Source organism: Kitasatospora sp. NPDC058162 (assembly GCF_042884005.1).
In the GTDB taxonomy this organism is placed as follows: domain Bacteria; phylum Actinomycetota; class Actinomycetes; order Streptomycetales; family Streptomycetaceae; genus Kitasatospora.
This window is the reverse complement of the sequence record NZ_JBHVUS010000003.1, coordinates 244570-266886: the sequence shown is the minus strand read 5'-3', so window position 1 is coordinate 266886 and position 22317 is coordinate 244570. Positions and strand designations below refer to the sequence as shown.

The 22317-nt window shown below is 74.0% G+C and carries 18 protein-coding genes and 1 tRNA gene; 14 read left to right on the top strand and 5 right to left on the bottom strand.

Translation table 11 applies throughout. From position 1 onward, the window contains the following. Positions 1-4: 4 nt before the first annotated feature. The 8 genes from glp to ACFVXG_RS07525 all read left to right on the top strand — a co-directional run bounded on the left by glp (position 5) and on the right by ACFVXG_RS07525 (position 7690). Positions 5-1339 carry a gephyrin-like molybdotransferase Glp gene (gene glp / locus ACFVXG_RS07560; protein ID WP_387925260.1) on the top strand — a complete coding sequence of 445 codons (1335 nt, stop codon included), beginning with the start codon at positions 5-7 and terminating at the stop codon, positions 1337-1339. A gap of 198 nt (positions 1340-1537) precedes the next feature. Then, positions 1538-1978: a cyclic pyranopterin monophosphate synthase MoaC gene (gene moaC / locus ACFVXG_RS07555; RefSeq protein WP_387925755.1), complete on the top strand. Its 441-nt coding sequence runs from the start codon at positions 1538-1540 to the stop codon at positions 1976-1978. Beyond that, positions 1975-2493: a molybdenum cofactor biosynthesis protein B gene (locus ACFVXG_RS07550; protein WP_387925258.1), complete on the top strand. Its 519-nt coding sequence runs from the start codon at positions 1975-1977 to the stop codon at positions 2491-2493. Before moaC ends, ACFVXG_RS07550 begins: the two co-directional genes overlap by 4 nt. Before the next feature lie 38 nt (positions 2494-2531). Further along, positions 2532-3116: a GNAT family N-acetyltransferase gene (locus ACFVXG_RS07545; RefSeq protein ID WP_387925256.1), complete on the top strand. Its 585-nt coding sequence runs from the start codon at positions 2532-2534 to the stop codon at positions 3114-3116. A 150-nt stretch (positions 3117-3266) separates the two neighbouring features. Beyond that, positions 3267-4271, top strand: a complete 1005-nt coding sequence (locus ACFVXG_RS07540) for a hypothetical protein (RefSeq protein ID WP_387925255.1) — start codon at positions 3267-3269, stop codon at positions 4269-4271. A 70-nt stretch (positions 4272-4341) separates the two neighbouring features. Continuing rightward, positions 4342-4415, top strand: a tRNA-Ala gene (locus ACFVXG_RS07535). Between the two features lie 361 nt (positions 4416-4776). Continuing rightward, the gene (locus ACFVXG_RS07530) at positions 4777-6015 is read left to right on the top strand and encodes a glycosyltransferase 87 family protein (RefSeq protein ID WP_387925254.1); all 1239 of its coding nucleotides are present in this window, start codon (positions 4777-4779) and stop codon (positions 6013-6015) included. A gap of 40 nt (positions 6016-6055) precedes the next feature. Beyond that, positions 6056-7690: a DUF2079 domain-containing protein gene (locus tag ACFVXG_RS07525; protein WP_387925252.1), complete on the top strand. Its 1635-nt coding sequence runs from the start codon at positions 6056-6058 to the stop codon at positions 7688-7690. On the opposite strand, the gene ACFVXG_RS07520 is transcribed toward ACFVXG_RS07525, so the two are convergent. The 3 genes from ACFVXG_RS07520 to ACFVXG_RS07510 form a co-directional block, all read right to left on the bottom strand. Next, positions 7680-8117, bottom strand: a complete 438-nt coding sequence (locus tag ACFVXG_RS07520) for a universal stress protein (RefSeq protein WP_387925250.1) — start codon at positions 8115-8117, stop codon at positions 7680-7682. The genes ACFVXG_RS07525 and ACFVXG_RS07520 overlap by 11 nt on opposite strands. A gap of 96 nt (positions 8118-8213) precedes the next feature. Then, positions 8214-9083: a peptidase gene (locus ACFVXG_RS07515; RefSeq protein ID WP_387925249.1), complete on the bottom strand. Its 870-nt coding sequence runs from the start codon at positions 9081-9083 to the stop codon at positions 8214-8216. A gap of 2 nt (positions 9084-9085) precedes the next feature. Further along, a complete protein-coding gene (locus ACFVXG_RS07510; RefSeq protein WP_387925247.1) occupies positions 9086-10408 on the bottom strand; it encodes a VWA domain-containing protein in 1323 nt (440 codons plus the stop codon). A 171-nt stretch (positions 10409-10579) separates the two neighbouring features. Between ACFVXG_RS07510 and ACFVXG_RS07505 the strand changes: the two genes are divergently transcribed. The 6 genes from ACFVXG_RS07505 (at position 10580) to ACFVXG_RS07480 (ending at position 18406) form a co-directional block, all read left to right on the top strand. Further along, entirely contained in the window at positions 10580-11428 is an 849-nt protein-coding gene (locus tag ACFVXG_RS07505) for an ATP-binding cassette domain-containing protein (RefSeq protein WP_387925245.1), read from the top strand. After that, positions 11425-12108, top strand: a complete 684-nt coding sequence (locus ACFVXG_RS07500; protein ID WP_387925243.1) for an ABC transporter — start codon at positions 11425-11427, stop codon at positions 12106-12108. Before ACFVXG_RS07505 ends, ACFVXG_RS07500 begins: the two co-directional genes overlap by 4 nt. A gap of 170 nt (positions 12109-12278) precedes the next feature. Continuing rightward, the gene (locus ACFVXG_RS07495; protein WP_387925242.1) at positions 12279-13640 is read left to right on the top strand and encodes an FtsW/RodA/SpoVE family cell cycle protein; all 1362 of its coding nucleotides are present in this window, start codon (positions 12279-12281) and stop codon (positions 13638-13640) included. Continuing rightward, entirely contained in the window at positions 13640-15148 is a 1509-nt protein-coding gene (locus ACFVXG_RS07490; RefSeq protein WP_387925240.1) for a penicillin-binding transpeptidase domain-containing protein, read from the top strand. Before ACFVXG_RS07495 ends, ACFVXG_RS07490 begins: the two co-directional genes overlap by 1 nt. A gap of 82 nt (positions 15149-15230) precedes the next feature. Beyond that, positions 15231-16886: an amino acid permease gene (locus tag ACFVXG_RS07485; RefSeq protein WP_387925238.1), complete on the top strand. Its 1656-nt coding sequence runs from the start codon at positions 15231-15233 to the stop codon at positions 16884-16886. Positions 16887-17029: 143 nt separating this feature from the next. Further along, positions 17030-18406 carry a glycosyltransferase 87 family protein gene (locus tag ACFVXG_RS07480; RefSeq protein ID WP_387925236.1) on the top strand — a complete coding sequence of 459 codons (1377 nt, stop codon included), beginning with the start codon at positions 17030-17032 and terminating at the stop codon, positions 18404-18406. A gap of 118 nt (positions 18407-18524) precedes the next feature. Here ACFVXG_RS07480 and ACFVXG_RS07475 read toward each other — a convergent pair whose 3' ends face one another. Continuing rightward, entirely contained in the window at positions 18525-20291 is a 1767-nt protein-coding gene (locus ACFVXG_RS07475) for a penicillin-binding transpeptidase domain-containing protein (RefSeq protein WP_387925234.1), read from the bottom strand. Positions 20292-20470: 179 nt separating this feature from the next. Then, on the bottom strand, positions 20471-22258 hold the full coding sequence (locus ACFVXG_RS07470; protein WP_387925232.1) for a dolichyl-phosphate-mannose--protein mannosyltransferase: 1788 nt from the start codon (positions 22256-22258) through the stop codon (positions 20471-20473). Between the last annotated feature and the right edge of the window lie 59 nt (positions 22259-22317).

Below are 22317 nucleotides of genomic sequence, written 5' to 3'. Positions count from 1 at the left end.
GCCGATGACCCGGTCCACGGAGCACACCACCACCCCCGCAGCCTGCTGCGACGGGTCCGCGGACCGGGTACCGGCGGCTCCTCGCTTCTGGACGGTCGACGAGCACCGCGCCGACGTGCTGGCCGCGGTCGGCCCGCTGCCCGCGATCGAGCTCGGGCTGCTCGACGCCCAGGGCTGCCGGCTGGAGGAGGACGTGGTCGCCGCCGGCGACCTGCCGCCCTTCGACAACAGCTCGATGGACGGCTACGCGGTCCGCACCGCCGACACCCGGGGCGCCACCGACGCCTACCCCTCGGTGCTCACCGTGGTCGGCGACATCGCCGCTGGCGCGGGTGAGCTGCCCAAGGTCGGCCCCGGCCAGGCCGCCCGGATCATGACCGGCGCCCCGGTGCCGCTCGGCGCCCAGGCCGTCGCCCCGGTCGAGTGGACGGACGGCGGCACCGGCAGCGGGCTCGCCGCCGCCGCGATGACCGCGCCGGTGGCGGACGAGGAGGTTCGGGTGCTGCGCCCGGTCGCCGAGGGCGCCCACATCCGCCGCCGGGGCAGCGACGTCGCGGCCGGCACCACGGTCCTGGAGGCCGGCACCCGGCTCGGCCCCACCCAGATCGGCCTGCTCGCCGCGATCGGCCGGGCCACCGTGAAGGTCCGCCCGCGCCCCCGGGTCGTGGTGCTCTCCACCGGCAGCGAGCTGGTCCAGCCCGGCGAGCCGGTCGGGCCCGGGCAGATCGCCGACTCCAACAGCTTCACCCTCACCGCGGCCGCCCAGGAGGCCGGCGCCGTCGCCTACCGGGTCGGGGCCGTCCCCGACGACGCCGACCGGCTGCGCGCCGTCCTGGAGGACCAGCTCGGCCGGGCCGACCTGATCGTCACCAGCGGCGGGGTCAGCGTCGGCGCGTACGACGTGGTCAAGGAGGTCTTCGAGTCCTACGGGGGCGTGGACTTCCGGAAGCTGAAGATGCAGCCCGGCAAGCCGCAGGGCTTCGGCCGGATCGGCGGCGCGGCCGGGGTGCCGCTGCTCGCCCTGCCGGGCAACCCGGTGAGCGCCTACATCTCCTTCGAGCTCTTCGTCCGCCCAGTGATCCGCACCATGCTGGGCGCGGCCGACGTCCACCGCCCGGTGGTGCGCGCGCTCTGCCCGTCCGCGCTGCGCTCCCCGGCGGGCCGTCGGCAGTTCCTGCGCGGCCGCTACGCCGCGGACGGCACGGTGCAGCCGGTGGGCGGCGCCGACTCGCACCTGGTCGGGGCGCTGGCCCGGGCCAACTGCCTGATCACCGTCCCCGAGGACGTCACCGAGCTGCCCGCCGGCAGCGAGGTCGACGTGGTGCTGCTGGACTCCTGAGCGCCGACCGCCGGCGGCGGGTCAGGAGCGCCGGAGCGCCGACCGCCGGCGGCGGGTCAAGAGCGCCCGGAGGCGAGGGGCGAGTAGCAGAGCGGTACGGTAGCGCGGTATTCGACCTGCGCGCCCCTGGAGTTACCCGTGACGACACCGAATCCCGGCGACCGCCTCACCCACGTCGACGACCAGGGCGCCGCCCGGATGGTCGACGTCTCCGAGAAGGCCACCACCGCGCGCACCGCCGTCGCGGCCGGGCGGGTCACGGTCTCCCCGAAGGTGGTGGAACTGCTGCGCGGCGAGGGCGTGCCCAAGGGCGACGCCCTCGCGGTGGCCCGGATCGCCGGGATCATGGGCGCCAAGCGGACGCCCGACCTGATCCCGCTCTGCCACCCGATCGCGGTCTCCGGCGTCAAGGTCGACCTCACCGTCGCGGACGACGCGGTCGAGATCACCGCCACCGTGCGGACCGCCGACCGCACCGGCGTCGAGATGGAGGCGCTGACCTCGGTGACGGTCGCCGCGCTGACCGTGATCGACATGGTCAAGGCGGTCGACAAGGCCGCCGCCATCGAGTCCGTCCGGGTGCTCAGCAAGACCGGCGGCAAGAGCGGCGACTGGTTCGCGCCGGAGGTGGGCGCATGAAGGCGCTCGCCGTCACCGTCTCCAACCGGGCCTCGGCCGGGGTGTACGAGGACAAGGGCGGCCCGCTGCTGGTGGCCGGCCTGACCGCGATGGGCTTCACCGTCGACGGCCCGCGGGTCGTCCCGGACGGCGAGCCGGTCGAGGCCGTCCTGCGCGAGGCCGTCGCGGCCGGCTACGACGTGGTGCTGACCACCGGCGGCACCGGCATCTCGCCGATGGACCTCACCCCCGAGATGACCGCCCGGGTGATCGACCGGCAGATCCCCGGCATCGCCGAGGCCGTCCGCGCGTACGGCCGCGACAAGGTGCCGACCGCGGCGCTCTCTCGCGGGCTCTCCGGGCTCGCCGGACGTACCCTGATCGTCAACCTGCCGGGCTCGACCGGCGGCGTCAAGGACGGCCTGGCCGTCCTGGAGCCGCTGCTGGCCCACGCCGTCGACCAGCTCGGCGGCGGGGACCACCCCCGGCCCGACGCACCGGCTTCCGGGACCGCAACATCGAGGAGAGGGCACTGAACGCCGGCTGGCCGGTAGAGCTCCACGAGGGGGAGGTCGTGCTGCGCCCGATCCGGGCGCGCGACCAGCGCGAGTGGCAGGAGGTGAGCCGCCGCAACCGGGACTGGCTGCGGCGCTGGGAGGCCACCGTGCCGCCCGGCCCGGCGGGCCAGGCCGCGGGGCCCCGTCCGACCTACCGGCAGATGGTCCGGTTCCTGCGCGGCGAGGCCTCGGCGGGCCGGATGCTGCCCTTCGTGGTGCTCCACAAGGGCCAGCTGGTCGGCCAGTTGACCGTCGGCGGGATCACCTGGGGCTCGATGTGCTCGGCCAACGTCGGCTACTGGATCGACGAGGCGGTGGCCGGCCGGGGCATCATGCCGACGGCCGTGGCGCTTTCGGTGGACTACTGCTTCCACACCCTCGGGCTGCACCGGATCGAGGTCTGCATCCGCCCGGAGAACGGCCCGAGTCGACGGGTGGTGGAAAAGCTCGGCTTCCGCGCGGAGGGAATGCGCCCGCGCTATCTCCACATCGACGGCGACTGGCGGGACCACTTGGTCTACGCCCTGACCGCCGAGGAGGTCCCGGAGGGGATGCTGGAGCGCTGGCGGGCGCTCAGTTCGGGCCGTGAGCCGCGTAATTGAATATTTGTTCGAAATAAATATCGATATGGCATCGGCGCGGTGGCGGACCGTCACAAACACCGGCAAAATAGTCGGAGAATCAGCTTGATCACACGACACGCCGCGCCAAATTGCTGCCAGGCCTTCCCCGGCGCCCGTACGGTGTGAATCGTGAGCAGTAGCGGCCTTATCTACGCCGTCATCGTAGGGGCCTGGGCCGCCTATCTGGTGCCCATGTGGCTCCGCAGGCAGGACGAACTCAACGAGGCGCGCCCGACGGAACGCTTCAGCACCGCCATCCGCCTGCTGGCCGGGCGTTCGGCGCTGGAGCGACGGGCAGCCCGGGCCCTGGGTGACGAACCGCGTGACGACGAGCACAGCGACGACGGTCCTCCCGAGCGGGACGGGGCCGCCTCCGGCGATCCCGCGACGCGGGAGCCCGAACCCCCGGCGGAGCGTCCGGCCGAACGGCCGGCCCCCGTGCGGCAGGGCGGTCCCGAGCGCCGGGCGCGGCTGCTGGCCCGCCGGCGCCGGATGGTCACCGCCCTGTTCCTGGCCTTCGCGCTCGGCGCGGTGGTCGCCGCGGTGGCGGGCCTCGCCTTCCTCTGGGTCCCGGCTGTCCCGGCGCTCCTCCTCACCTTCTACATCGGCCACCTGCGCAAGCTGGAGCGCCAGCGGTACGAGGTGAAGCTGGACCGCAACCGGGCCGCCCAGGCGGCCGAGCGGCTGCGCCAGCGCGAGCGGCAGCGCGTCGAGGCCCCGGCGGACGACCGGCCGACGGTCGAGGCGCCCGCCGAGGCCGAGCCGGCCCCGGACGCGCCCGCCGGGCACCGGCCCGGCCGCCGCCCGCACCTGCGGCTGGCCGCCGACCCGGAACAGCCCACCGTCGCGGTGCCCTCGGCCTCCGCGGTGGCCGAGGCGACCGAGCACGAGGAGTGGGTCGACGGCATGCGCGAGCGCGGTGCGGCCGGCCCCGACTCCTGGGAGCCGGTGCCCGTCCCGCTGCCGACCTACGTCACCGCGCCGGTCGCCCCCCGGGTGTCCCGCGGCCTGGACCTGTCGGCCCCCGGCACCTGGACCGCCGGACGGCCCACCGAGTCCCGCACCACCCCGCTGTTCGACCAGTACGCCGAAGCTCCGGCCCCGGAGTCCCGCCCCCGCGCGGCCAACGAATGACCGCCGTGGCCACCCCGACCAGGGGGTGGTCACGGACCCCCTCCGAAAGGTGCTAGAGTTTCTTCTCGTTGGGGCTGTGGCGCAGTCCGGTAGCGCACCTCGTTCGCATCGAGGGGGTCAGGGGTTCGAATCCCCTCAGCTCCACCCAACGGACCGGTTCCGACCGGTACGGCGAAATCCCGCCGGGAGTCAACTCCCGGCGGGATTTCGCGTTTTGTGCTTCCCGGGGGTCGTCCGCCCGGTCGTGACGGAGGTCACAGCGCCCTCAGGTGGGCGGAATTCGTTGCGCTTTGGGACTCAGGGGAGTCTCAGGGGGGTCGGTTATGGTGGTTGGGCCCAGACGGTGACGAGGGAACGATCTGGTCTATCTCAACGGGGTGCCATCGCGGTGCGCGAGTTCGGTCTGAAACGGTGGGGGCGGCAGGCGGACCCGGAGGGGCCCGGCGGCGGCCCGGCAAGCGGAAGACCGAATTCCTGGACCATCGCGGCGGCTTGCGTCGCGGCGGTGTCGGTGGCGGCCTTCGTCCTCCAGCGGCACCTGCACGGGGCGAACATGGTCGACATGCTCGTCTACCGGGCGGAGGGCCAGGCCGTCGTCAACGGTGACGACCTGTACGCGATGCGACTGCCCGGCTGGGACCTCCCGGCCACCTACCCGCCGTTCGCCGCGATGCTGTTCGTGCCGAGCACCTGGTTCGACGTGAGCCCGCTGCGGGTCCTGGTGACGCTCGGCAACTACGCGCTGCTCGGCCTGGCCGTGCACCTGTCGCTCAAGCTGGCGGGCTGGCCCGCCCGGCGGTACCGGACGGCCGCGACCGTCCTCGGCGCCGGCCTCGCGGTCTGGCTGGAGCCGGTGTACACCACCTTCCAGTACGGCCAGGTCAACCTCGGCATCCTGTGCCTGGTGCTGTGGGACCTCACCCGCCCCGACCGCAGCCGGTTCAAGGGCGTGGGCATCGGCCTGGCCACCGCGATCAAGATCACCCCGGGCCTGTTCACGGTCTACCTCTTCCTGACCGGCCGGATCCGGGCCGCGTTCGTCTCCATCGGCACCTTCCTGGCGGCCGGCCTGATCGGCTGGATCGTGCTGCCGGACGCCACGTTCGGCTTCTGGACCAAGTACCTGTGGGACCCGAGCCGGGTCGGCGTCACCGTGCTGGTCGACAACCAGTCGCTGCGCGGGGCCGTCTGCCGGCTGCTCGACGTCAACGACCCCGGCCTGGTCGGGCTGACCGCCTCCGCGCTGGTCGCCGCGCTCGGCCTCGGGGTGGCCGTGCTCGCCGGGCGCTCCGCCCGGGTGCTGCGCCGGGCCGACGCCTGGGGCGGCGTCTGCGCCGCCCTCACCGCGCTGCTGGTCTCGCCGATCAGCTGGACCCACCACTGGGTCTGGTGCATCCCGCTGCTCGCCCTGCTGGCCGCGGAGGCCAGGAGCACCGGGCGCCGGGTGCTGCTCGGCGTGACCGCGGTGGTGTTCCTCTCCCACGTGATGTGGGCCGTGCCGCACCGCTGGGGCCGCGGCGTCGACTGGTTCTGGCAGCTGCCCGGCTCGATCTACCCGCCGATGGCCGTCGCCGTCCTGGTCGTGATCGGCCTGCGGCTGTACCGGGCCCGGCGGCAGGCCGTGGCCGCCTCGGCCGGCGCCTGGGCGCTGCTCGGCGCCAAGCTCGACCACGAGCACGAGCACGACCGCGACCACGGCGACGACGACCGCGACCGCGACCCCGCCCTGAGCAACCGGACCTGACGGACCGGACCTGACGGACCAGAGACGGACCAGAGCCGACGTGACCACCCAGACCGCGATCCCGCCGACGACCCGGGCCGCCGTACCCGCCGCCGCCCGCAGGGCCGCGGCCGTCCTGGGCACGCCCGCCCGGCGCACCGTGCTGCTCAGCCTGCTGTGCTTCGCGGTGATGTGCGCCATCGGCATGCAGGGCTGGGCCTCCGTCTCGCTCGGCGGCTTCGACCTCGGCATCTTCGACCAGGGCGTGCGCGGCTACGCCCACTTCGGCCTGCCGGTCTCGACGCTGAAGTACTACCACCACGAGTTCCCGCCCGGGTTCTCGCTGCTCGGCGACCACTTCTCCCCGGTCCTGGCGCTGCTCGCGCCGCTGTACTGGATCTGGGACGACCCGCGCTCGCTGATCATCGGACAGGCGCTGCTGTTCGCGCTCGGGGTGCCGCTGATCCGCCGGATCGCCGCCCACTCCTTCGCCGCCGCCGAACCGCGCACCGCCCGCCGGGCCGCCGACCTGGCCGGGCTGGTCTACGCGCTCGGCTGGCCGCTGCTGGTCGCCTCCCGGGTCGGGTTCCACGAGGTCGCCTTCGCCGTCCCGCTGACCCTGCTGATGCTGGAGCGCGGCCTGGCCCGCCGCTACGGCACGGTGGTGCTCGCCGCGGTGCTGCTGTGCTGCACCAAGGAGGACCTCGGCCTGCTGGTCGGCGCGTACGGCCTGGTGCTGCTGCTGCGCACCCGCGGTACTGGAGACCGGGCCGAGGACCGGGCCGGGCGCTTCACCGGGCTGGGCCTGCTGCTCGGCGGCCCGCTCGCCTCGGCGGTGGCCATCAAGTGGCTGATCCCGGCGATGGGCGGCGAGCCGGGCTACTACTGGAACTACAAGGCGCTCGGCGACGACGGCGGCCAGGCGCTCAGCAACCTGCTGCACAACCCGTTCCTGCTGGTGCAGACCGCCTTCGACCAGCCGTTGAAGCCGCTGCTGCTGCTCTGGCTGTTCGGCACCCTGTTCCTGCTGCCGCTGCGCTCGGCCACCGTGCTGTGCATGGTGCCGCTGCTGGCCGAGCGGATCCTCTCCAGCAACCCCAACCACTGGTCGATCGCCCGGCACTACGACTCGATGCTCTGGCCGGTCCTGCTGACCGCCACGGTCGAGGTGCTGGGGCGGCTGAGCAGCACCGGGCGGCCCGAACGGACCCGCCGTCGGGCCCGGCTGCTGGGCCTGGGCACGGTCGGGGTGGCGCTGGTGGCGGCGGTGCCGATCGGGCTGCTGCAGCTGGCGGTGCCGTCCTCCTGGGAGCCCCGGGCGAGCGAGGCCGCGCTGGTCCGGGCGGCCGCGCTGATCCCGGACGGCGCCTCGGTGGAGGCGGACAACCAGATCGCGCCCCGGCTGACCGCCCGCACGGACGTGGTGCTGGTGGACGGGACGCCGCGCGGACGCGCGTACGTGCTGACCCGCTCCGACAAGCGGTCCTTCCCGTTCAAGACGGACAAGGAGCAGGCCGACCGGATCCAGCTGCTGCTGGCGCACGGCTACCGGCAGGTCTGGGCCGAGGACGGGGTGGTGCTGCTGCACCGGGAGGGCGACGAGCCGATCCCGGGCGAGCACGTGCCGGGGCCGGGCAGCAAGCCGGTCCAGGACGAGGTGCCCTCCGACGTGGGGCACAACCTGTTCAAGGGCTGAGCCGCTCCGGGCCCGTCCGGACGATGGCCACCGGGCAGGCCGCGTGGTGCAGGCAGTACTGGGCGACGGTGCCCAGCGGGGCGTCCGGCGGGCTCCCCCGGCCGCGGTTGCCGAGGACGAGCAGGGCGGCGCCGTCGGCGGCGGCGACCAGGGCGGGGCCGGGCGGCCCGGCCTTCAGCCGGCGGCGCAGCGGGAGCGCGCAGTCGGCCGCCGCCTCGTCGAGGATCTCGGCGGCGCGGCGCTCCGGCTCGAAGCCGTCCAGGGCGGGTGGGACGAGGCCGTGCTCGCCGAAGAGGCAGGGGAAGTCCCAGACCGCCACCGCCTCCAGCGGGGCGCCGGTGCGGCCGGCCAGCCCGGCCGCCCAGCGGACGGCGGCGCGGGCGGGGGCGGAGCCGTCCACGCCGACCACGATCCGGCCGGGCTGCATGGTTCGAGGGTAGGCGCGGTGCCGGGGTGCGGATACGCCGGAGGGCCGGCCGGGAGGTGTCCGGCCGGCCCTCGGGACCGTCGTGCGGGTGGACGGTCAGGGGCGCTCGGCGTAGGAGCCGTGCTGGTGGTGCGAGCCCTGGGGCGGGACGGGGCCGTGGTGGCCGGGGCGGTGACCGCGCGGGTGGCGGGTCAGGTGGAAGCCGAGGACGCCGGCCAGGGCCGCCAGGAAGCCGCCGCCGATGGTCCAGTACCAGCGGCTGTTCCAGCCGGAGAACCAGCCGGTGTACCAGTGCTCCTGCGCCGCGACCGGGGCCGCGGCCTTGGCCGTGCTCGCGCCGCCGCCGACCGGCGGGACCAGCGGGGCCTTGAGCTCGCCGCCCTCGGGCTGGGCGTTGTCGGCGTTGCCCTTGGCGGCGACGTGCAGCTGGGTCGTGGCGGCCAGGCCCAGGTCGGGCTGCGGGGCGTCGGTGACCGAGAGCCGGACGTAGTAGGTGCCGGGCAGCGGGTCGCCGGACCACGGCTCGGCCCAGGTGCGGACCTCGCGCAGGGTGCAGTTCAGGGTCAGCGAGGCGGTGTTCTGGTCGCCGGTGGCGTTCTGGGTGCCGGCCGTGCAGGCCTGGCGGCGGCGCAGCCCGTCGAAGACCTCGACGGTCCAGGTCTGCGGGCCGTGCCGGTCGGCGGCCGGGGCCAGGTTGACGGTCAGGCTGACCGTCGGGGTCTGGCCCTCGGAGGCGCCGAAGGCCCAGTACAGGTAGTCGCCGGTGGAGACGGCCACGTTGGCGTCCTGGCCGGGGGAGAGGTTGACCGCGGTCAGGAAGGAGGTGCCGGCCTTGGTGGCCGGGGCCGGGGTTCCGCTCGCGGTCGCCGTCGGGGACGGCGCGGCGGCGGAGGCGGCCGGGGCGCCCAGCGCGAGCGCGGGCAGCAGGGCGAGGGCGGCGAGGGCGCCGCGGATCGTGGTGCGCATGGTCAGTTCTCCCGCCAGACGGCGATCCGCCAGCGTGCGATCCAGCCCGAGACCAGGCCGAAGGCCAGGCCGGCCAGGGTGAGGGTGAGCAGCAGGATCCAGCCGCGGCCGAGGCCCATGGCGGCGCCCTCGGGGGCGGGCGAGGCGGAGGCGAGGTCGACGGTCAGCTCCAGCGGCATGCCGGGGTCGACGTGGACGCCGGCCTGCGGGGCGAGCGAGTTGCTGACCACCAGGCAGACGGTGGTGTCGGGCTTGTCCTTGGCCGTGGCGGTCGGGCTCGCGGTGACGTAGCCCTTGGAGTCGTTGGTGGACCAGCGCAGGCCGGTGGAGATGACGTCGGTTCGGGTGCTGCCGGCGTCGGTGCCGCGGACCAGCTCCTGGCCGGTGGCGCTGGTGGCCTGGAGCAGGACGCCGTAGTCGCGGTTCACCGCGCGGTCGAGCCCCACGCTGACCGAGGCGCGCAGTTCCTGGCCGGACTTGACCGGGACCTTGTAGACGCGGTGCTCGGAGAACTTCTCCCGGTCGCTGTAGACGCCGGGGGTGAGCACCGGGGCGCTCTCGCACTTGTCGGTGCCGGCGGTCTTGACCGGGTTGACGGTGTAGGTGTCGTCGTTGCGGTCGATCAGCTGCTTCACCTTGTCGGTGAGCTGCTGGCCGGTGCGGACGTCGGTGTAGGTGCCGCCGGTCGCGTTGGCGATGCAGAGCAGCTGCTGGCGGGTCTTGTCGTCGTGGGCCAGGCCGAGGGTGTCGACCACCAGGTGGATGCCCTGGGCGGCGAGTTCGCGGGCCACGTCGCAGGGGTCCGGCGGGGCGCAGTCGTCCTCGCCGTCGGTGATCAGGACGATCCGGCGGGTGGCGTCGCCCTTGCCGAGGTCCTGGGCGGCGCCGCGCAGGGCCAGGCCGATCGGGGTCCAGCCGGTGGGGCGCAGGGTGGCGACCGCGGTCTTGGCCTCGACCTTGTTGGTCTTTCCGACCGGGAAGAGCTGCTTGGTGTCCTGGCAGCCGACGGTCTTGTCGTTGCCGGGGTAGGTGGCGCCGAGGGTGCGGATGCCGAAGTCGGCTTCCGCGGGCAGGGCGTCGATCACCTCGTTCAGCGAGTTCTGGGCCACCGAGATGCGGCTCTTGCCCTGGATGTCGGCGGTGTTCATGGAGCCGCTGACGTCCAGGATCAGGTCGACCTTGGGGGCCTCCTTCGGGGCGGGGGAGGCGCCGGCTGATGGTTCGTCGGCGTGGGCGGGCAGGCCGAGGAGCAGCGAGGCGCCCGTTATCGCCAGGGCGGCCAGCAGGCTGCCGAGCCTGGTCTTCGGTCGTCGTCCGGTATTCACCCGGCCGATCCTAGGGATCATCAGTTCGTCAAGGCCAAACGGGACCGGACGGTGCACCCGCCCGTCCGGGGTGAACTCCGGTGCGCGGTAACGGGGTTGCCCGGTGCGGTCCTCACGGCGGCCTTACCCGCGCCGGATAGCCTTCGGGGGATCGGAGGGAGGCGGGGGCGGATGGAGCTGACCGCGGTCGGCAAGCGGTACGGGCGGGGCGGCCGGTGGATCCTGCGGGACGTCGGACTGGCCGTCGGGCCGGGGGAGTTGGTGCGGATCGCCGGGGCCAACGGGAGCGGCAAGTCGACCCTGCTGCGGCTGGTGGCCGGGATCGAGCGGCCGAGCACCGGCCGGGTGGTGCGGCCGGGGGCCGCGGCGTACGTGCCGGAGCGCTTCCCGCCGGCGCTGCCGTTCGACGCGGCCTCGTACCTGCTGCGGGTGGGCCGGGTGCACGGGCTGTCGGCGGAGGCGGCGCGGCGGCGGTCCGGGGAGTGGCTGGAGCGGTTCGGTGTCGCGGACCGGGCGGGCACCCCGTTGAGCCGGTTGTCCAAGGGCACCTGTCAGAAGGTGGCGGTGGCGCAGGCGCTGATCGCCGAGGCCCCGGTGCTGCTGCTGGACGAGGCCTGGACCGGGCTGGACCCGGTGGCCCGGGCGGTGCTGGACGACGCGGCCGCCGAGCGGGCGGCGGCGGGCGGCGCGGTGCTGTTCGTGGACCACGACCCGGCCCGGCTGGCCGGGCGGACCAGCGCCGCCTACCGGGTCGGTGCGGACGGCGGGCTGCGGCCGGAGGCCGAGGAGGCGCCGGCGGTCGACGGGGGCGGGCCGGTGGTGGAGGTGGAGGTGGACCTCCCGGACGGCGCCCCGCTGCCGGAGCGGCTGCCCGGCGCGCCGGCGGTGGCCGCGCTGGGCGGGACGGCGGTGCGGCTGACGGTGCCGGCCGGGCACTCGGACGCCCTGCTGCGCGGCCTGCTGCTGAGCCGCCCGGCGCTGCGGGTGCTGGCGGTGCGTCGGCGGGAGGGGGAGCGGTGAGGCAGGTCGGGGCGCTGACCCGGTACCACCTGGAGCTGCTGGTGCGCTCGCACGCCTGGCTGCCGCCGTTCCTGGCCCTCGCGCTGCTGCTGGTGGTCGGGGTGGCGCCGGGCGATCCGCTGCTGGGCGGGCTCGGTTTCGGCGCGGGGGCGCTGGTGCCGGTGAGCGCCTGGTACGTGCGCGGCGCGCTGAACGCCGAGCCGCCGGCCTCGCGGGCCTGCCTGGTCGCGGTGGCGGGCCCGGCGCGGGTGCACCTGGGCGCGCTGCTGGCGGCGCTGACGGTGTCCGGGCTGCTGGCGGCGGGCGAGGTGGCGTTGGTGTGGTGGACCCACGGGCCGGTGGCCAGTCCGGGGGCGCCGCGGCAGCCGGGGGCCGGGGAGGCGCTGCAGGCCGGGGTGCTCGCCGCGGCGGTCTCGGTGCTGCTGGGGGTGCTGGTCGGGGCGCTGGCCGGTCGGCCGGTGCTGGTCCGCTCGCCGTACGGCATCCTGACCGCGCTGGGCCTGGCCGCGGCGGTGCTGGTGGTGCCGGGCTCGCCGGCCAACGCGGCGGTGCGCGGGCTGGTGCTCGCGGACCGGACCGGGGAGGTCGTCGTGAACTGGGGCGAACTGCCGTGGTCCGTCGTCCTGTTGGCCGTGGTCGGGGCCGGGGTGGCGGCGTTGGCCGGGCGGCGGCCGCAGTGAGGGGTATCGCGACACCAGCGGACATACCGCAGCGAAGAGCCAATAAATATGGATAGCGCTCGTTAGGGTGACGAACCGGGGCACGGATCCCGCCGCACCGGCGCCCGGACCCGGCCGGCCTCCCCGACTCCCGCCTCCCCCCAGGACGGTCCGTGGCGACACCCTCCGCCGTGACGAGATCCGCCGCCCGGCCGGACCGGCCGGTGCGGACTCGGCGCACCACCGAGCTGGTGCTGGTGCTGGCGGCCGTCCTGACCGCCGTGTTCGGCTACGTCGAGGTCGGTGTGAACCTCGACGGCGAGGCGCCGGCCGACGTTGCCCAGTACGGGGCCGCGCTCGGCGTGCTCGCCCTGGCGGCGCACGGCGTGGTCCGGTGGCGGGCCCGGTACGCGGACCCGCTGCTGCTGCCGATCGCGGTGCTGCTCAACGGGATCGGACTGGTGGTGATCTACCGCCTGGACCGGGCCACCACGGGCCGCGAGGCCGCCCCCACCCAGCTGCTCTGGTCGGCCCTGGGGGTGGGGCTGTTCACCGCCGTGCTGCTGCTGGTGCGCGACCACCGGCGGCTGCGCCGCTACGCCTACCTCGGGGCGCTGCTGGCGCTGGTCCTGCTGGTGGTGCCGATCTTCTTCCCGCCGGTGTACGGCTCCCGGATCTGGATCGTGGTCGGGCCGCTCTCCTTCCAGCCGGGGGAGTTCGCCAAGATCCTGCTCGCGGTCTTCTTCGCCGCCTACCTGGCGGTGCACCGGGACGCGCTGGCGCTGACCGGCCGCCGGGTCTGGCGCTGGCAGCTGCCGCGCGGGCGGGTGCTCGGGCCGGTGCTGCTGATCTGGGCGGCCTTCGTCGGGGTGCTGGTGCTGGAGACCGACCTCGGGACGGCCCTGCTGTACTTCGGCCTGTTCGTGGTGATGCTCTACGTGGCCACCGCCCGCACCGGCTGGATCGCGATCGGCCTGGGCCTGGCGGCGGTCGGCGCGGTGACGGTGGGCTGGCTCTCGCCGCACGTGCACAGCCGGGTGGTGGACTGGCTGGACCCGCTGGGCTCGATCACGGCGGGCAGGGGCGCCAACCAGATCGCCCAGTCGCTGTTCGCCTTCGCCTGGGGCGGCGAGCTGGGCACCGGGCTGGGCGACGGGCACTCGGTGCTGATCGGCTTCGCCGCCAAGTCGGACTTCATCCTCGCGACCATCGGTGAGGAGCTCGGCCTGACCGGGCTGATCGCGGTGCTGCTGCTGTACGCGGTGCTGGTCTCGCGCGGCTTCCGGACCGGCATCGCGCTGCGCGACCCGTTCGGCCGGCTGCTGGCGATCGGGCTGGCCGCGATCGTCGGCCTCCAGGTGTTCGTGGTGGCGGGCGGGGTGCTGGCGCTGATCCCGCTGACCGGGATGACGATGCCGTTCATCGCCCAGGGCGGTTCCTCCGTCGTCACCAACTGGATCATCGTGGCGCTGCTGGTGCGGATGAGTGATGACGCCCGGCGGCCGGTGCCCGTACTCGCACCGGTGACCGCGCCCGTGCCGGAGGTGCCGTGATGGTGGGGCTCCGGCCGCGGGGCAACGGCCCGCAGGGGCTGCCCGGGATCTCGGTGACCGGGCGCCGGGCGGCCACCTTCTGCCTGCTGCTGGTCGGGGCGCTGTGCGTGCAGGCCACCCGGGTGCAGGTCTTCGAGGCCCGGGACCTCGACCGCAACAGCGCCAACCAGCGGCTCACCGTCGAGCGGTACGCCCAGCCGCGCGGGGACCTCCTGGTCGGCGGCCGTCCGGTGACCGGCTCCAGCCCCACCGGCGGCCGGTACGCCTACAAGCGCACCTACACCGACGGCCCGACCTACGCCGCCGTGACCGGCTTCGCCTCCCAGGCGTACGGCAACAGCCAGCTGGAGGGCACCGAGGACGACCTGCTGACCGGCACCGACGGGCGGCTGACCGGCTGGTCGCTCCGGGACGCGATCACCCGCCGGCGCAACCCCGGCGGGGACGTGTACACCACGATCTCCCCGGCGGCCCAGCAGGCCGCGATGCGCGGGCTCGGCGGCCAGAAGGGCGCGGTCGCCGCGATCGAACCGGCCACCGGGCGGATCCTGGCGCTGGCCAGCACCCCCTCCTACGACCCGGGCGGCTTCGCCGGCTCGGCCGCCGCCGACCAGACGGCCTGGAACCGGCTGCAGGCCGACACCGACCAGCCGATGCTCAACCGGGCGCTGCGCCAGACCTACCCGCCGGGCTCGACCTTCAAGGTGGTCACCGCGGCCGCGGCGCTGGCGGCCGGGGCGGTCACCGACCCGGACGCGCCGACCGGGGCGCCCTTCCCGTACGTGCTGCCGGGGACGACCACGCCGCTGGTCAACGACAGCGCGGCCTGCGACCGGCCGGGGCTCTCGCTGGACGCGGCGATGACCGCCAGCTGCAACAGCGTGCTGGGCTACCTCGGGGTGCGGACCGGGCTGTCGAAGCTGGTGGCGACGGCCGAGGGGTTCGGCTTCAACGACCCGAGGCTGGACCTGCCGGTGCGCCCGGCCCGGTCCAACGTCGACACCGCGATGGACCCGTCCCAGCTGGCGCTCTCCTCGATCGGGCAGTTCGACACCGCGGCCACCCCGCTGGTGATGGCGATGGTCGCGGCCGGGGTGGCCAACGACGGGACGGTGATGCGGCCGCAGCTCGTGGACCGGCTGACCAGGGGCGACGGCACCGAGGTCGAGGTGATGAAGCCGGCCGTCTACCGGCGGGCGCTGACCCCGGCGGTGGCCGGGCAGGTGCGGAAGCTGATGACGGACGTGGTGGAGAACGGCACCGGCGGCAACGCCCGGATCCCCGGGGCGGTGGTCGGCGGCAAGACCGGGACGGCCCAGCACGGGGTGGACAACAGCGGGACGCCGTACGCCTGGTTCATCTCCTGGGCCAAGCCGGCCGGCTCGGACGCGGTGCCGCCGGTCGCGGTGGCCGTGGTGGTCGCGGACAGTGACGCCACGGACGTCACCGGTGGCGCGCTGGCCGCCCCGATCGCCCGTTCGGTGATGCGGGCGGTGCTCGGCGGCTGACCCGGACAGGGCCGCCGACCTGCTCTTCTATCCGATGTCCGGAAGATCCGCCGCGTGCGGAGTGTCCGGTTTGTGAGCTCTGATGCGCCGATTCGTACAATGCGCTGATCAATATTGTTTGTTTGCGACACTGGTGCCTTTGCCGGGTACTGTCCCATGTTTGTTCGGTTGGTCCCCGAAGGCACCCCCCAGTGCACACAGGGTGACCGGCCGTCAGGACACCCTCCCCCCGCCCAGAAGGACCGCAGTTTTGGCCAGCAACACCCTCGGTGCGCGTCTGCTGCGCCGCAAGCCCGTCTCGACCCTGATCGCGGAGAGCGAGGGCCGGGACCTCCCGGCCGGCGCACCCGGGGAGGGCGGCCGCTCCGGCATCCACCTGCGCCGCTCGATCGGCCTCTGGCAGCTGTCCGCGATCGGCATCGGCGCCACCATCGGCACCGGCATCTTCTTCGTCCTCGGCAGTGCGGTGCCGCAGGCCGGGCCGGCCGTGATCCTGTCCTTCGTGATCGCCGCGGTCACCGCCGGGCTCACCGCGCTCTGCTACGCCGAGATGGCCTCCGCGATCCCGGTCTCCGGCTCCTCGTACTCGTACGCCTACGCCACCCTCGGCGAGGGCGTCGCCTTCGGCGTCGGCATCTGCCTGCTGATGGAGTACGGCGTCTCCGCCTCCGCGATCGCGGTCAGCTGGGCCGAGTACCTGAACAAGTTCCTCGACCTGGCCTTCGGGTTCAAGATCCCCCAGCAGCTGTCCGGCGCGCCCGACAGCACCCACTGGTTCAACCTGCCGGCGCTGCTGCTGGTCGCGATGATCTGCTTCCTGCTGATCCGCGGCGTCAGCGAGTCGGTGAAGGTCAATGCGGCCATGGTCGGGATCAAGATCCTCATCCTGCTGCTGTTCGTCGGCGTCGCCCTGACCGGCTTCCACTCCGGCAACCTGACCCCGTTCATGCCGCTCGGCATCGGCGGCGTGCAGATGGCCGCCTCCAGCATCTTCTTCTCCTTCATCGGCCTGGACGCCGTGTCCACTGCCGGCGAGGAGGTCAAGAACCCGCGCCGCACCATGCCGATGGCGATCATCGTCTCGCTGGTCGTGGTGACCCTGCTGTACGTCCTGGTCGCGCTGGCCGGCATCGGAGCCCAGCCGTGGACCGGCTTCAAGGACCAGGAGGCCGGACTCGCCCAGATCATGCAGGACATCACCGGCCAGAGCTGGCCCGCGATGATCTTCGCGGTCGGCGCGATCATCTCGATCTTCAGCGTCACCCTCGTGGTGATCTACGGCCAGACCCGCATCCTGTACTCGATGGGCCGCGACGGCATGCTGCCCAAGCGCTTCGCCCAGCTCTCCCCGCGCACCGGCACCCCGGTCTGGAACACCCTGGTGGTCGGGGTCGGCGTGGGCGCGCTGGCCGCGTTCATCCCGCTGGACGTGCTGGCCGACATCACCAGCCTCGGCACCCTGATCGCCTTCTCCGTGGTCTCGATCGGTGTGATCGTCCTGCGCCGCACCCAGCCCGACCTGCCGCGCGGCTTCAAGGTCCCCGGCTACCCGGTCGTCCCGCTGGTCAGCGTGGGCTTCTGCGCCTACCTGATCACCGGCCTGCACGCCGACACCTTCCGGGCCGGCGCGATCGCCCTGGTCGTGGCGGTGGCCGTCTACTTCGGGTACAGCATCAAGCACTCCCGGCTGGAGCGCGCCGAGCGCCAGGGCGTCCCGGCCGGCACCGACGCCGGCTGACCGGGGCGTCGGCCGTCGGGCCGTTACCCAATCGTGAAGGGCCGCCGCGTGGTACGACACCCGGCGGCCCTACGCGCGTAGCGTCCCGATCGGCACCCGAGGCAGTGGCGACAGGGCCCGGTTCGCCGCCATAACCTTCCACCATGGTGAGCACCCGCACGCCCGGCTTCTCCCGCCCGCGCGGCCGCTTCACCGGCCGCGCCAGAACGCCGGCCCAGTCCATCGGAGCCGAACTGCCGGCCAGATCCGGACGGCCCCCGGCCGGCTCCTCGACCCGGCCGTTCCCCCGTCAGCGTGGTGAGAACACCTTTCCGCCCACGCCCGATCGGTGGAATCCCGCCCGGATCGCCTCGCTGCGCTGGGTACAGCTGCTCGGCTGTCTGATCGCGGCCGGCTGGGCCGCGGCCTTCCCGCTCGTCTCCGACCTGGCCAACCAGCGGCTGTGGGGCCTCGTCGCCGCCCCCGCCTACGTCGTGGCCGGCCTGCTCTGCCTCACCCTGCCGCGCCGCTTCGCGGCCGAGGCCGCCGCCGTGGTCGCCCTGCTCGGGGCCGTGCTGGCGCCGCTCGGACTGCTCGCGGTGACCGGCCGCCACCAGTCCGAGGTGATGGTGGTCGAACGCTCGGCCCACCTGATGCTCACCACCGGCGACGTCTACCTCGCGCACCCCGTGGTGGTCACCGACTACAACCCCTACCTGCCGGCGATGTCCCTGTTCGGGCTGCCGCGCCAGCTGCTCGGCAGCTCCACGGCCTTCGCCCGGGTCGCGGGGGACGCCCGGATCTGGTTCGCCCTCACCTTCGTGGTCTGCCTGCTGGCCGCCTGGCGGCTGCTCCGGCCCGACCGGGACCGGGCGCCGCTGCTGCCGCTGGCCGTCCTCACCGCCTCGCCGCTGATAGCGCTCGCCCTGGTGGTCGGCGGCGTCGACCTGCCGCTGATCGGGGTCTGCTGCCTGGCCATGGCGCTCGCCGAGCGGGACCGCACCGTCGCCGCCGGGCTGGTGCTCGCCCTCGCCTGCAGCCTCAAGTGGACCGCCTGGCCCGCCCTGCCGGTGGCCGTCCTGCTGCTGTGGCGGCTGTACGGGCGCCGGCCCGCCGCCCGCACCGCGCTGATCGGGGTCGGGGTGAGCGCGGCGGTGCTGCTGCCGTCCGTACTGACCCAGCCGGAGGCGCTGCGCGACCAGGTGGTGCGCTTCCCGCTCGGGATGACCGCGATCCGCACCCCCGCGGGCAGCCCGCTGCCCGGCAAGGTGCTGGCCGGCTTCGGGCCGACCGGGCACACCGTCTCGCTGGCGCTGATGACCCTCGCCCTGATCGGGGTGGCGATCTGGCTGGTGGCCCGGCCGCCGGTCTCCGCGATCGCCGCCGCCGACCTGCTGGCGGCCGGGCTCGCGATCGCCTTCATGCTCGCCCCGGCCGGGCGGTTCGGGTACCTGGCGCTGCCCGCCGTGCTGGTGATCTGGCCCCGGCTGGCGGCCCGGCGCTGGAGCAGCCGGCGCCCGGCGACGCCCTGGCCCGCCTAGGGGTCTGTCCTGCCGCGGGGCTGACCGCGCCCGGACGCACGGGAGCCCGCCACGACGTCGTGGCGGGCTCCCCGCGTACCGGCCGGCTGTCCGGGCGTACCGGCCAGGCGCTAGGCGGTCACTTGTTGCCGGTCTTGAGCAGCGAGGCGACGGCCGGGCCGGCCGCGTCCACGCCGTGGCCGCCGCCCTGGACCTCGGCAGCGACCGCGAGGTTGCCGCGGAAGGCGGTGAACCAGCTGTTGGTGGTGGAGGCGCCCTGGACCTCGGCGGAGCCGGTCTTGGCCCCCGCGTTGTCGGTGATCCCGGCCATCACCTGACTGGCCGTGCCGCCGACGGCGGTGGCGTTCATCATCGCGCGCAGCTTGGCGGCGACGTCCGGCGAGATCTGCCGGGCCGCCTGCTGCTGCGGCAGGCCGGCGACCAGGACGGGCTGCTTGAAGGCGCCGCTCTGGACGGTCGCCGTGATCGAGGCGATGGCCAGCGGGTTCATCTGGACCTTGCCCTGGCCGATGTAGTTCATCGCCTGCTCGTCCTTGCTGCCCGGGGTCGCCGGGATCTTGCCGTCGGCGTTCGGCAGGCCGGTCTTCCACTCCAGGCCGATGCCGTACACGTCCTTGGCGGTGCCGGACAGCGTCTCGGGCTTGAGGCTGGTCAGGCCCTGGTTGATGAAGGCGGTGTTGCAGGACACCATGAAGTCCTTCTGGAGCGTGTAGTCCGGGAAGGCGCCGGGGAAGTCGTTCGGGATCGCCACCGGGTTGCTGCTCTTCTCCGGGCAGGCCACCGGGGAGTCCGGGCCGAGGCCGGCCTCCAGCAGGGCCGTCGAGGTGACGATCTTCATCGTCGAGCCCGGGGCGAGCAGGCCGGTGAAGGCCCGGTTCTGGCCGGTGGCCGGGGCGTTGGCGAAGGCCAGCACCTGGCCGGTGCTCGGCTCGATGGCGACGATGGAGCCCGACTTGCCGCCCAGGTCGGTCATCGCCTTCTCGGCGGCGGCCTGGAGGGTGTTGTCGATGGTCACCTTGAAGGGCTTGCCGGGCTTGGGCTCGACGATGGTGAACAGCTTGTCCGCGGCGGTCTTGCCGGCCGGGTCGCTGATCACCACCGCGGTGCCCGCGTCCTGGTCCTTGTTCGGGTCCGGCGGCAGCAGCTTGTGGGCGTTGTCCTGGAGGGTGGCCATCAGCGCCGGGGTGAGCGAGGCGCCCTGCAGCGCCTTGCCGTTGCGGTCCACCACGGAGGACGGCGGGGCGAAGACCTGCTGGGTGGCGATGGTCTCGTTGCCGGACAGGTGCGGGTGGATCACCGAGGGCGCCCAGTGCACGGCCGGGGTGTTGTCGCTCATCTTCACGACGCCGAGGAAGCCGTTGTAGTCCCAGACCCGGCTGGTGCCGGCGAACTCGGCCCGGGCCTTGAAGCCCATCAGCACGCCGGTGGGCCCGGTCGGGGCGGCGGCGGACGGCGAGTCGGTGGCGCCGGGGGTGGCGCCCGCGGTCGGGGTCGCGGAGGCCGCGCCGGTGGGCTTGGCCGGGGTCGGGGTGCCGGTCGCCGAGGCGAAGGCCTGCGGGGTGGCCGGGCCGGCCGGGGTCAGGGTCAGCGCGCTCGGCTTCACCTGGTCCTTGAAGGCCGTCAGCGCCGTGGTGGCCGTCGCCGGGTCGTCGGTCAGCGAGGCCGCCTTGGCGATGTCGCCGGAGGCCCAGGCCGCCAGGAAGTCCTTCGCACCGTTCGCCGCCTGATCGGCCGAGGGCGGCTCGGCGACCACCGTACGGGGCTTCTTGTCGCCCGAGGACCCGGAGTCCGAGCCGCCGACCAGGCTGTAGGCCCCGTAGCCGCCGCCCGCGAGGACGGCGATGGACACGCCGGTGATGATGCCGATCTTCGCGCCACTGCGCATGGTGCAAATCCCCCAGGGGTCTCGCGGCCGGGCGCAACCGGCGGGGCCGGAAACGCGGTACGTCCCCCACCCTAGGCAGGCGGGATCGGTGCGCCGACGAAAGGCCGGGGACTTGTGACGGATCTGGTACGTGTCGTGGACCGCGTACGGACGGTTCGGGGGGACCGTGTGCGGGCCGCTCAGATCCAGCTGGTGAACCACATCCGGTTGCGCCACTGCTCCAGCGGGATGGTCTGCCCGGTGAACAGCGGGAAGAAGTAGAGGAAGTTCCAGATGATCAGCAGCACCAGCAGCCCGGCCGCGGCCGAGCCGATGATCCGGCGGTCCCGGGAGGCGCCGGCCGGCCCGATCAGCGCGCCGATCAGCATCGTCACGGCGAGCACCAGGAACGGGACGAAGACCACCGCGTAGAAGAGGAAGATCGTCCGCTGCTGGTAGAGGAACCACGGCAGGTAGCCGGCGGCCAGGCCGCACAGCAGCGCGCCGGCCCGCCAGTCCCGGCGGAACGCCCACCGCCACAGGCAGTAGACCAGCGCCAGCACGGCCGTCCACCACAGCAGCGGGGTGCCGATGCCCAGCACCTCGCGGGCGCAGTCGGTGACGGTGCAGCCGTTCTGGCCGAGCTTGGGGGACTCGTAGTAGAAGGAGACCGGCCGGCCCAGCACCAGCCAGGACCACGGGTTCGACTGGTAGGTGTGCGGGTCGGTCAGGTGGGTGTGGAACTCGTAGACCGTCGAGTGGTAGTGCCACAGGGCGCGCAGCCCCTCGGGTATCCACGGGTAGTCGGTGGAACGGCCGACCGCCCAGTCCCGGCCCCAGCCGCCCTGGCCGGGGGCGTTGCTGCTGGCGAACCAGCCCCACCAGGAGGCCAGGTAGACGGCCACCGACACCACGACGACCGACACGAAGGCCGGCACCACGTCCCGGGCCAGCACCGCCAGGTACGGGCGGGGGGCGCCGGCCAGCCGGCGGGCGCCGACGTCCCAGAGCACCGTCAGCACGCCGAAGGCCGCCGCGACGTACAGGCCGCTCCACTTGGTGGCGCAGGTCAGGCCGACGCAGACGCCGGCCGCGATCCGGTACGGGCGCCAGCCCAGGTTGAGCCGCTGGGCGAGCAGCGGGTTCTCGGTCCCCCCGAGCTTCGCGGCGAACCGGGCCCGGGTGTGGTCGCGGTCCAGCAGCAGGAAGCCGAAGGCGGCGAGCATCCAGAACATCACGACGAGGTCGAGCAGGGCGGTCCGGCTGAGCACCAGGTGCAGGCCGTCCACCGAGAGCAGCAGCCCGGCCACGCAGCCCAGCAGGGTGGAGCGGAACATCCGGCGGGCGATCCGGGCCAGCATCAGCACCGACAGGGTGCCGAGCAGGGCCACCGCGAACCGCCAGCCGAAGGGGTTCATGCCGAACAGCTGCTCGCCCGCGCCGATGATCCACTTGCCGACCGGCGGGTGCACCACGTACGACGGCGTCGGGCGGTACGGCACGGCCGCGCCCGGCGTCATGATCGTCGTGTTGGCGTCCTCCGGCCAGTTGATCTCGTAGCCGCCGTGCCAGAGCGCGTAGGCGTCCTTGGCGTAGTACGTCTCGTCGAAGATGATCGCGTGCGGCTGGCCGAGGTCCGTGAACCGCAGCAGCCCGGCGAACACCGCCACCGCGACCGGGCCCAGCCAGCCGGACCAGCGGCACAGGAAGTACCAGAGGCCCTGCGGCAGCCGCAGGCCCAGGCGCAGCAGCAGCGGGGACTGCGCGACGTCGGGCGCCGTCACCCGGGGGCCGTCCGGCATCGGCGGGACGAGGCGCTCGGTGAGCGTGCCGGTCGGGCGGGCCCGGTAGCCGTACCCGGCCAGGCGCTCCCGCCAGCCGACGGGGGACTCGGGTGAGCGGGGGGACGGCAGGCCGACACCGCCCTGCGCGGAGTGGTCCGTACCAGTGGGCGTCTGCGCCGCCGTGTCGCCGTTCATCCGCCACATCGTAGGGGCGCTCCTCGTACGGGTGAGCGGTCCCTCGGAAGCTGCCCGAATCGTCACCA

Coding starts and splice junctions, on each gene's coding strand:
- ACFVXG_RS07550 (WP_387925258.1), top strand. CDS start 1,975: ATGAAGGCGCTCGCCGTCACCGTCTCCAACCGGGCCTCGGCCGGGGTG.
- glp (WP_387925260.1), top strand. CDS start 5: ATGACCCGGTCCACGGAGCACACCACCACCCCCGCAGCCTGCTGCGAC.
- ACFVXG_RS07470 (WP_387925232.1), bottom strand. CDS start 22,258: ATGTGGCGGATGAACGGCGACACGGCGGCGCAGACGCCCACTGGTACG.
- ACFVXG_RS07485 (WP_387925238.1), top strand. CDS start 15,231: ATGCGCCGATTCGTACAATGCGCTGATCAATATTGTTTGTTTGCGACA.
- moaC (WP_387925755.1), top strand. CDS start 1,538: ATGGTCGACGTCTCCGAGAAGGCCACCACCGCGCGCACCGCCGTCGCG.
- ACFVXG_RS07515 (WP_387925249.1), bottom strand. CDS start 9,083: ATGCGCACCACGATCCGCGGCGCCCTCGCCGCCCTCGCCCTGCTGCCC.
- ACFVXG_RS07505 (WP_387925245.1), top strand. CDS start 10,580: ATGGAGCTGACCGCGGTCGGCAAGCGGTACGGGCGGGGCGGCCGGTGG.
- ACFVXG_RS07475 (WP_387925234.1), bottom strand. CDS start 20,291: ATGCGCAGTGGCGCGAAGATCGGCATCATCACCGGCGTGTCCATCGCC.
- ACFVXG_RS07520 (WP_387925250.1), bottom strand. CDS start 8,117: ATGCAGCCCGGCCGGATCGTGGTCGGCGTGGACGGCTCCGCCCCCGCC.
- ACFVXG_RS07480 (WP_387925236.1), top strand. CDS start 17,030: ATGGTGAGCACCCGCACGCCCGGCTTCTCCCGCCCGCGCGGCCGCTTC.
- ACFVXG_RS07490 (WP_387925240.1), top strand. CDS start 13,640: ATGGTGGGGCTCCGGCCGCGGGGCAACGGCCCGCAGGGGCTGCCCGGG.